This window comes from Sandarakinorhabdus sp. (assembly GCF_031422795.1).
Classification (GTDB): domain Bacteria; phylum Pseudomonadota; class Alphaproteobacteria; order Sphingomonadales; family Sphingomonadaceae; genus Sandarakinorhabdus.
Genome location: NZ_JANPML010000171.1, coordinates 1 through 9301, shown reverse-complemented (window position 1 = coordinate 9301; position 9301 = coordinate 1). Strand labels below are relative to the sequence as shown.

Annotated in this window: 6 protein-coding genes; all 6 read left to right on the top strand. The window is 66.0% G+C overall.

Going from position 1 to position 9301, the window contains the following annotated elements:
* Nucleotides 1–124 precede the first annotated feature (124 nt).
* Genes RMO81_RS06310 through RMO81_RS06285 form a run of 6 tightly spaced genes read left to right on the top strand, consistent with a single transcriptional unit; the run spans nt 125 to nt 9184 of the window.
* On the top strand, nt 125–1594 hold the full coding sequence (locus RMO81_RS06310; RefSeq protein ID WP_310474936.1) for an ATP-binding protein: 1470 nt from the start codon (nt 125–127) through the stop codon (nt 1592–1594).
* Nucleotides 1591–2496, top strand: coding sequence for a response regulator transcription factor (locus RMO81_RS06305; protein WP_310474935.1), 906 nt, complete (start codon nt 1591–1593; stop codon nt 2494–2496). Before RMO81_RS06310 ends, RMO81_RS06305 begins: the two co-directional genes overlap by 4 nt.
* A gap of 42 nt (nt 2497–2538) precedes the next feature.
* Nucleotides 2539–4239, top strand: coding sequence for a molecular chaperone HscC (locus tag RMO81_RS06300; protein WP_310474934.1), 1701 nt, complete (start codon nt 2539–2541; stop codon nt 4237–4239).
* On the top strand, nt 4236–6701 hold the full coding sequence (locus RMO81_RS06295; protein ID WP_310474933.1) for a TonB family protein: 2466 nt from the start codon (nt 4236–4238) through the stop codon (nt 6699–6701). Before RMO81_RS06300 ends, RMO81_RS06295 begins: the two co-directional genes overlap by 4 nt.
* Before the next feature lie 56 nt (nt 6702–6757).
* Nucleotides 6758–7915: a glycosyltransferase family 87 protein gene (locus RMO81_RS06290; protein WP_310474932.1), complete on the top strand. Its 1158-nt coding sequence runs from the start codon at nt 6758–6760 to the stop codon at nt 7913–7915.
* A 51-nt stretch (nt 7916–7966) separates the two neighbouring features.
* A complete protein-coding gene (locus RMO81_RS06285) occupies nt 7967–9184 on the top strand; it encodes a glycosyltransferase family 87 protein (RefSeq protein WP_310474931.1) in 1218 nt (405 codons plus the stop codon).
* Nucleotides 9185–9301: the final 117 nt, after the last annotated feature.

Below are 9301 nucleotides of genomic sequence, written 5' to 3'. Positions count from 1 at the left end.
TTGCCCGGCGTGGCATGATTTGCAACTGCGGCACATCGGTTTAGAGATATTGCTGCAGTTGCGAACAAGCAGGATTTCAACGGGTGCAGCCAATCGGCACGAGCGCAGCAAGGGAGGGAGGGCGATGACCGCGGCTGGCTCCCATCCGGCTGACGTCGATCCCGCCGCCCGCATTGCAGCGCTGGAACAGGCGCGCGCCGTGGCCGAAGCGGCCAACCAGGCCAAGACACAGTTCCTGATGGGCCTGTCCCACGAAATCCGCACGCCGTTGAACGCCATTCACGGCTATGCCCAGTTGCTGGAACGCGGCGCCGCCATCACGCCCACCGAAGCCGGGCGAATCATCCGCCGCAGTTCCGAGCATCTGGCTGATCTGGTCGAAGGCCTGCTCGATATCAGCCGTATCGAATCAGGCGTGATGAAACTGAACCGCGAGACGGTGGCGCTGCGGGCGCTGGTCGAACAGGTTGCCGCTATGTTCCGCATCGAAGCGCAGAACAAGGATCTGGAATTCGTCTTCAGCTTGGCCGCCAACCTGCCGACCTGGGTGCTGGCCGATGAACGACGCCTGCGCCAGGTGCTGATCAACCTGCTTTCCAACGCCATCAAATATACCGAAACCGGCCGGGTCACGCTGTCGGTGCGCTATCGGTCGATGGTGGCGGAATTCGAAGTGGCCGATACCGGCATCGGCATCGCGCCCGAAGATGTCGAACGCATTTTCCAGCCTTTCGATCGTGGCGGCGGCCGTGCGTCGGGCGTGGCGCCGGGCATCGGGCTGGGCCTGTCGCTGTCGCGCATGCTGGCGCAGATCATGGGCGGCGAAATCGGGGTAAAAAGCGAGCCCGGCGCTGGCAGCCGTTTCCAGTTGCGCCTGTTGTTGCCGCAGCCCAATTCCGCCCCGCCCGACGATCAGGCTCGCGGCCTGCCGATCGCCTATGAAGGCCGCCGCCGCACCATTTTGGCCATCGATGATGATCCCGGCCAGTTGGCGCTGTGGCAGGAATTGCTGCGCCCCATTGGCTTCAACCTGTTCGTGGCCGGATCGGGCGGCGCCGGGCTTTCCTTGGCGGAACTCGGCCGGCCCGATCTGGTGCTGCTGGATGTATCGATGCCGGGGCTGGGCGGCTGGGAAGTGGCGCGCCGCCTGCGGGCCCGCTTTGGCCGCGAGATCGGTATCTTGATGGTATCGGGCAACACCAGTGAACTGGTGGGCGTGGCCGGCCCCGGTGACCATGATGGATTTGTGCTGAAGCCGGTGGATCAGCAACTGCTGTTCAGCATGCTGGGCCGCCAGCTTGGCCTGATCTGGATATATGAAGGCAGCGCCCCCGAAACGGCGCCCGAAACGGCGCCGGCCAAGGCCCTGCCCGAAGCGGCGCGCGCCCATCTTGCCGAACTGGCGCAGCTGGCGCGCACCGGCCATGTGCGCGCGCTTGCGGCGGCGCTGGCGGCCTTGGCGCACGCCGTGCCCGATGCCGGCCCGCTGGTTGCGCGCCTGACCGCAGCGCTGGATGCATATGATCTTGCCGCCATTCAAAAGCTGCTCGCCGAACAGCAGCCAGCGGCCGCAAACTCGGAGCCGACACCATGACCGAAACCCATCATGCCACCATCCTGGTGGTGGACGACGCGCCGGATTCGCTGCGTTTTCTCACCGACACGCTGGAAGGCGAAGGCTATGGCGTGCGCATCGCCCGCGATGGCGAAACGGCGCTGGCCAGCCTGGCCGCCGAACTGCCGGATCTGGTGCTGATGGATGCGGTGATGCCGGGCATCGACGGCTTTGAAACCACGCGCCGCATCAAGGCCGATCCGGCGCTGGCCGGCGTGCCGGTGATTTTCATGACGGGCCTGACCGAAACCGAAAACGTGCTGGATGGATTGGCCGCCGGCGGCGTCGATTATGTGAAAAAGCCCATCGTGCTGGCCGAACTGTTGGCGCGGCTGAAGGTGCATCTGGGCAACGCCCGCATCGCCGCCGGTGCCCAGAGCGCGCTTGATTCCAGCAACCGGCCGCTGCTGGCCTTGGATGGAGAGGGGCGCGTGCTGTGGACCACGCCGCGCAGCGCCGCCATTCTTGCCGCCCGTTTCGGCGTGGGCGTTGGCAAGGAGGGGGGCGGGCAACTGCCACCCGCCCTGGCCGGCCAATTGCAGCGGCTGGCCAAGGGTGAAGCCCGGGTGAAGCAGGATTTTGCCGGTGGCCGGATCGAATTTGCCGCCGTCGCCACCAAGGGCGAGGAACGGCATTTCCGCATCACCGAAACGCTGGAAGGCGCCGATGAAAGGCTGCTGGCCCAGCGCCACGGCCTGACCGAGCGCGAATCCCAGGTGTTGTTGTGGATCAGCCGCGGCAAGGCCAACCGCGAGATTTCGGAGATATTGGGCATTTCCCCGCGCACCGTGAACAAGCATCTCGAACAGATTTTCGAAAAGATGGGGATCGAGAACCGCGCTTCGGCAGCCGCAGCGGCCGTAAAAACCCTGGCTCAATAAGAGACGTTTGGCAGCAGCGATGCGGCCCGCTATGCCTGTGCCATGATCATCGGCATCGATCTTGGCACCACCAACAGCGCTGCGGCCTACTGGGCCGATGGCACCGCGCGGCTGATCCCCAATCGGCTCGGCGAAACGCTCACGCCATCGGCGGTGGGCCTTGATGATGATGGCCGGCTGCTGGTGGGCCGCCCGGCGCGTGAGCGCGTGGCCAGCCATGCCGGCCTCACTGCCACCGCGTTCAAACGCTATATGGGCAGCCAGCACCGCATTGCGCTGGGCAAGACCGAATATGGCGCCGAAGAACTCTCGGCGATGGTGCTGCGCAGCCTGAAGGAAGATGCCGAGACGCATCTGGGCGAGGCCGTGACCGAAGCGGTGATCACCGTGCCGGCCTATTTCAACGACAAGCAAAGGAAGGCCACGCGCCGCGCCGGCGAACTGGCCGGCTTCAAGGTTGAACGCTTGATCAACGAGCCGACTGCCGCGGCGCTGGCCTATGGCATCCACCAGCTCGATGGCGAAACCCGCTTTCTGGTGTTTGATCTGGGCGGCGGCACGTTCGACGTATCGGTGCTGGAGATTTTCGAAGGCGTCATCGAGGTGCGGGCGTCGACTGGCGACAACCGGCTGGGCGGCGAGGATTTCAACGGGGTGCTGGCCGGGCTGATGGCGACATCCGACAAGCGGCTGGAAACGGCGGCCCGGGGTGATCGTCAATTGGCCGCCAAGTTGAACGAAGCCGCCGAACGCGCCCGCCGCAGCCTGACCAGTGCCGGCGAAGCCATGATGGAACTGCAATGGCAGGGCGCGATGTGGCAGCACACGGTGACGGCCGAACAGTTTGAAGCCGCCGCGCAGCCGCTGCTGGAACGGCTGAAAACCCCAGTGCTGCACGCCTTGCGCGATGCCGATATCGCACCCGACAGCCTGTCTGAAATCATTCTGATCGGCGGATCGACCCGCATGCCGGTGGTGCGCCGCACCGTGGCGCGGATGTTCGCGCGCTTTCCCAATTCCACGATCAACCCTGATGAAGCCGTCGCGCTGGGCGCGGCCGTGCAGGCCGGGCTGAAGGCGCGCGATGCGGCGCTGCGCGAAGTCGTGCTCACCGATGTCTGCCCCTATTCGCTGGGCGTGGATATTGCCGAACGCCTGCCCGGCGGTGCCGTCGAGAGCGGCATTTTCTCGCCGATCATCGAACGCAACACCACGGTGCCGGTCAGCCGGGTCAATATCTATGAAACAATGCAGGCCAATCAGCGTGAGATCGTGCTGGGCATTTATCAGGGCGAGGCGCGGCGGGTGGCCGAAAATGTCCGCATTGGTGAATTGAAAGTGCCGATGCCGCGCGGGCCGGCCGGGCAGCCGATCGAAGTGCGATTTTCGTATGACATCAACGGCCTGCTGGAGGTGGATGTGAAGGTGCTGGGCACCGGCGACGCCCATAATCTGGTGATCGCCGATCCCGAAGACCAAGTGAGCCCGAAAGAACTGGAACGCCGCCGCGCCGCGCTCGCCGCGCTGAAGCAGCACCCGCGCGATACCGAAGCCAACCGCGCCGCCATGGCCCGCGCCGAACGGCTGTGGGAAAACGCGCTGGGCTTTGGACGCGACGAGATCGGCCATCTCATCCACGGTTTTCAGGCCGCGCTGGCCACGCAGGACACCCGCACCGCCGATACCGCCCGCGAACAATTGACCGCCGCGCTCGACCAATTGGAAGGGCCCGCCTGGTTGTGAACCCGTGGACGGTTCTGGGGCTGAAGCCGGGGGCTGACCGGGCCGAGATCCGCCGCGCCTATGCCCGGCTGCTGAAGACCACCAATCCGGAAGATGATCCGCAAGGCTTCATGCAATTGCGCGAAGCCCATGATGCAGCGCTGAACCAGCTGCAGTGGCGCCAGCAATGGCCGGATGACGACGCGGAAGCTCCGCCCGCAGATCTGCCGCCGTCAGCAGCGCCGGCGCCGGTATTCACCGCTGAGCCGCCGCCCGAAAATCCGCTGGTCGCGGCCGAACAGGAGGAACTGTTCGAGCGGCAGGAAGCCCTGATCACGGCCATCGCCGCCGGCCCCGATGGCCAGCGCGCTGCGTTTGACGCGCTGTTGGCCGCGCCAGCGCTGGACGGCGTGGCGGCCCGCACCGGCATCGAAAACTGGCTGGCCGGCCTGATCGCGGCCAGCCTGCCGGCCAGCGACCCGCTGGTGGTGCCGGCGATCGACCAGTTCATCTGGGATGATCTGCCGCGTGATCGCACCCCGCCCAGCATCGCTCGCCTGCTGCAGCGGCGCGAGGAAGGCGAATTTGTTGCCGGCATTGCCCGGCCGCACACCGATCTGCACGTTGGCTATATGGCGCTTTCAAAGCCGCCGGGCGCGCGCTGGTTGCGCCACCTCGGCGCGATGTTTTCGTCGGCACCAGATCAGGCGCGCACCATCCTTGGCCTGGCTGATGGGCCATTGCCCGGTATCCTCGATTGGCTTGATGCCGATGCGGTGGCGGCCTGGCGCGATTGGCACAGCGCGGCGCGGCTGCGGCTGTGGATGATCATCACCATGTTCCCGCTGGCGGCGGTGGTGCTGGTTGGTCTGCTGAAAGCATCGGGCTGGCCAGAGCCGGTGCAGCAGGGAATTGGCCTGTTGGCCTGGGGCGCGCCGTTTGGCCTGCTGGCCGTGCTGCGCTGGCGGCAACGCTGGTTGGACAATTGGGATCGGCCGGATTGGCACTTCAGCCATTGGCCGCTGGCGATCGCCGCGCTGCCGCTGCTGGCGGCGCTGTGGCCGGCACTGCCGCTGATCACGCCGGTGTTTCTGTTGCCGGTGCTGGCGGCCAGCATCTGGCTGCTGCTGGCGCTGGACCGGCTGGAGCCGCTGGCTTTTCGAGAGCTGTTTCCGGGGCTGGTTCGCAGCCAGCCGGCCTGGCTGTTCCTGGCTTTGATGATTGGTGGCGGGCCGCAGGCTGATCCAGGCGCGCCGGTGCGGGTGTTGGCCTGCGCGGCACTGGCCTTGGCCTGGTGGCAGGGCGGTGACGCACTGACGTGGCTGGCCGAACGCCGATTGGGCGCGCGTGCGGCCTGGCTGCCGGTGCTGGCGGCGGCAGGTGATGGCGCGCTGGCGCTGGGGCTGGCGGCGCTGGGTTGGCCTGAACGCGGCCTGGCGCTGTTGCCGCTGGCGCTGCTGGGAGTGCTCATCGCCCTGCGCGCCGCGCGCGGCTGGTGGCAGGCGGTGCCGGCTGTGGGCCTTGCCGGGCTGGCGCTGCTGTTGTTCGAATTGCTCAGCCGCGTCGATCCCAGCATGCCCGGCGTGCTCAGCACGTTGTCCAACCTGTCCGCCACCGATCTGTTGATCGATCCCGCCACCGGGCTGCCGCGAGCGCCCTTCATCACCGGCATGCTGATCGCTGGGTTGGCCGTGTGGCAGCATCGCCGGGCAGGGGGCACAAATTGGCCGCTGCGGATCTTCTTCATCGCCACCGGCCTGTTCCTGATGCTGCGCCTGCTGGTGGATTCGCCGCCGCCACCCGAACCGCCACTTGTGGCACCGGTGGCGATCGGCAGCAGTGCCAATTGGATCGCGCCGGGTGGGCAGTTGAAGGGCGCGGCACCGGGGGATTATCGTTTCACGGTGGAACTGGATGTGGCCGCCAATGGCCGGGTGCAGGCCTGCCGGTTGCGCAAAGGCACCGGGCTGGTGCCGCTCGATCAAAGCCTGTGCCCGCAGCTCAAGGCCAACGCCCGCTATCGTCCGGCTCGCAGCGCCAACGGACTGCCGGCCACCACCACATTGCAGATGCGCGGCGGCTGGACAGTCGGCACCGCGCCGCGTGCCGCACTGCCCCCACCTGTGCCTATGCCGGCAGCGCCCCCCGAGCGCGCTATCGTCTGTGCGCCGCCGGCCACCACCACCGGCCCGATGGTGGCCGAACCCTGCATGGCAGATGACTGGATTACCGACGGCAGCTATCCGTCGGGCGCGGTGCAGCGCGGCGAATCCGGCCTGGTGCGCTATCGCCTGTTCGTCGATACCGGCGGTCGCGTCGAACGTTGCGCCATTGTCGGCTCCAGCGGGCATGGCGGGCTTGATCGTGATACCTGTGCGCTGCTGGTTCGCCGTGCCCGCTTCGTGCCGGCCCGCAATGTCGATGGCAGCCCGATGGGCTGGGAACATGATGGTTCGGTGCAGTGGAAATTGGCCAGACGATGAAAGACGCCGAACCGAATCCGCCACCCACCCCGGCGGCGCCGTTGCTAAGCCCTTTGGTGTTGCTGGTCCTTTGCTTGGCCTTTGCCGGCCAGATTCTGCTGATCGCGCTGCAACTGGGGGTGCCGGCGTTGGCGCCCAAGGGCCCGCCGCAATTGCTGGATTTCCAGGTGTTCCATATTGCCGGGCAACTGGCCTTGGCCGGCGATTTGGGCACCGCTTATGATCCGGTGCAGTTCTGGGCGCACACAAAGGCGCTCACCGGCAGCCCTGATCGCATGCTGTGGCCCTATCCGCCGCATTTCAACCTGGTCACGGCCCCGCTGGCGCTGCTGCCGTTGTGGCTCAGTTATGGGGTGTTCACCGGCGGCAGCCTGCTGTTTTACGGGCTGGCGCTGCGCCGCCTGTCGGGCGGGCAGCATGCGCTGGTGCTGGCCATGCTGTTTCCGGCCATCATGATCTGCATCCGCATCGGCCAGAATGCGTTTCTGGTGGGCGGGCTGATGGCGTGGCTGGCCAGTTTCGCGCTGGCCGAGGGTACAAGTGGGGCGCGCACGTTGGCCGGGGTGCCGCTGGGCCTGTTGACCGTAAAGCCGCAGTTCCTGCCCGGCATCGGCCTGTATCTGTTGTTGCGCGGCGAATGGCGGATCATTTTTGCCGGCGGGCTGGTCGCGGCGCTGGCGCTGGCGCTGGCAACGCTGCTGCTGGGCAGCGGCGTGTGGCTGGATTTCATCCATGTGATGGGGGAACTCAGCAAATATCTGTCGCGCGGGCTGTATCAATATTATCGCATGACCTCGCTTTATGCGGCGCTGTTCACCCTCACCCGCGATGCCGGCCTGGCGCTTGCCGGGCAGATTGGCCTGGCCGGCGTGCTGGCGATGGGATTGTGGCTGGCGGCGCGGCGGGCGTGGCCTGCGCGCCATCTGATGGCAGCGGCCGTGATGGCCAGCGCCGTGATGACGCCCTATGGCTATGATTACGATCTGCCAGTGCTGGGCGCGGCCATTGCCTTGCTGGCACCCGATCTGGCGGTCTGGGGCCGCCGGGCCTGGCCACTGCTGCCGCTGTCGTGGCTGGCCTGTTTTGCCGGGCTCATCATCAGGGCGGTCTTTTCAGAACCGCAGCCGGCGCTGGCGGTGGTGCCCGTGCTGCTGCTGTGCGCGGCGCTGCTGGTGCTGGCCCGAACGCGGCCGGCAAACGTCGATCCCGGGTGAATTGCCAACAGGCTGTTGCGCCTTCAAAACGGGCCTTTCACTGGAGACGAGATGATGACCAGCCCCCGTGATATCCTGCCTGCTGCCGTGCCGGCGGATGCCACGCCGCTGGTCAGCCCGCTGGGCACGGGCGTGATGCTGCTGGTTTGCTTCGTTCTGATGGGCGGCGTTGCCCTGTATCTGGCGTGGCCGGCGGAAACGCTGCCGGGGCCCAAGGCACTGATCGATTTCCAGATTTTTCACATCGCCGGCCAATTGGCTTGGGCAGGCGATCTGGCCACGGCCTATGATGCGCAACGCTTCTGGGCCCACACGCGCGCGCTCACCGGCAATCCCGGCCACATGTTCTGGCCCTATCCGCCGCATTTCAATCTGTTCACGGCGCTATTGGCGTTGCTGCCACTGTGGCTGAGCTATCTGTTGTTCTGCGGTGGTAGCTTGCTTTGTTACACGCTCAGCTTGCGGCGGCTGGCAGGTGTCCATTTCGGCATGGTGCTGGCCATGTTGTTTCCAGCCATCCTGCTTTGCCTGTTCATCGGGCAGAATGCCCTGCTGATCGGTGCGCTGGCCACGTGGCTGGCCAGCCTGGCGCTAGCCGGGCATACATTGGCCGGGGTGCCGCTTGGCCTGTTGACGGTAAAGCCGCAGTTCCTGCCCGGTATCGGCCTCTATCTGCTGCTGCGCGGCCAATGGCGGATCATGTTCACCGGTGCTCTGGTCGCCGGGCTGGCGCTGGCCGCGGCGACTTTGTTGTTCGGTGTGCGTGTGTGGCCGGATTTCTTTGCGGTCATGGGTAACGTCAGTGATCATCTGTTTGATGGGCGATACCAGTATTTCCGGATGACCTCGCTGTTCGCCGCCCTGTTCGTGGCGACCAAGAATCCGCAGCTGGCGATGGCGGCGCAGATCGGCCTTGCCGTGGTTCTGGCCTGCGGCTTGCTGCTGGCCAGCCGGCGCGGGTGGCCGCCGCGGCAGCTGCTGGCTGCCGCCATCATGTCCAGCACCCTGATGTCGCCTTATGGCTATGATTATGATCTGCCGGTGCTGGGCGCGGCGATCGCCTTGCTGATGCCCGATCTGGCGCGGCAGGATCGTCGTAATTGGCTGGGGTTGTTGCTGCTGGCCTGGCTGACCTGCCTGACGGGCATGCTGATCAGGCTTGTCCTGCAGCCGCCGCTGCCTGCCGTTCAAATTGTCCCGCTGCTGGTGCTGTGCGCAACGCTGCTGGTGGTGGCACGCAGGCAAGCGAATCGCGCCGAACGGGCCTGATTCCACTCTGGACTGATTCGAATCGGCGGTCTGGCGATTCGTTTTCTGGGCCAGAATGGTGGTTAATTGGACTGTTCAACAAATTGGTCGCAGGGCGCGTGTCATTTTGGCCACACG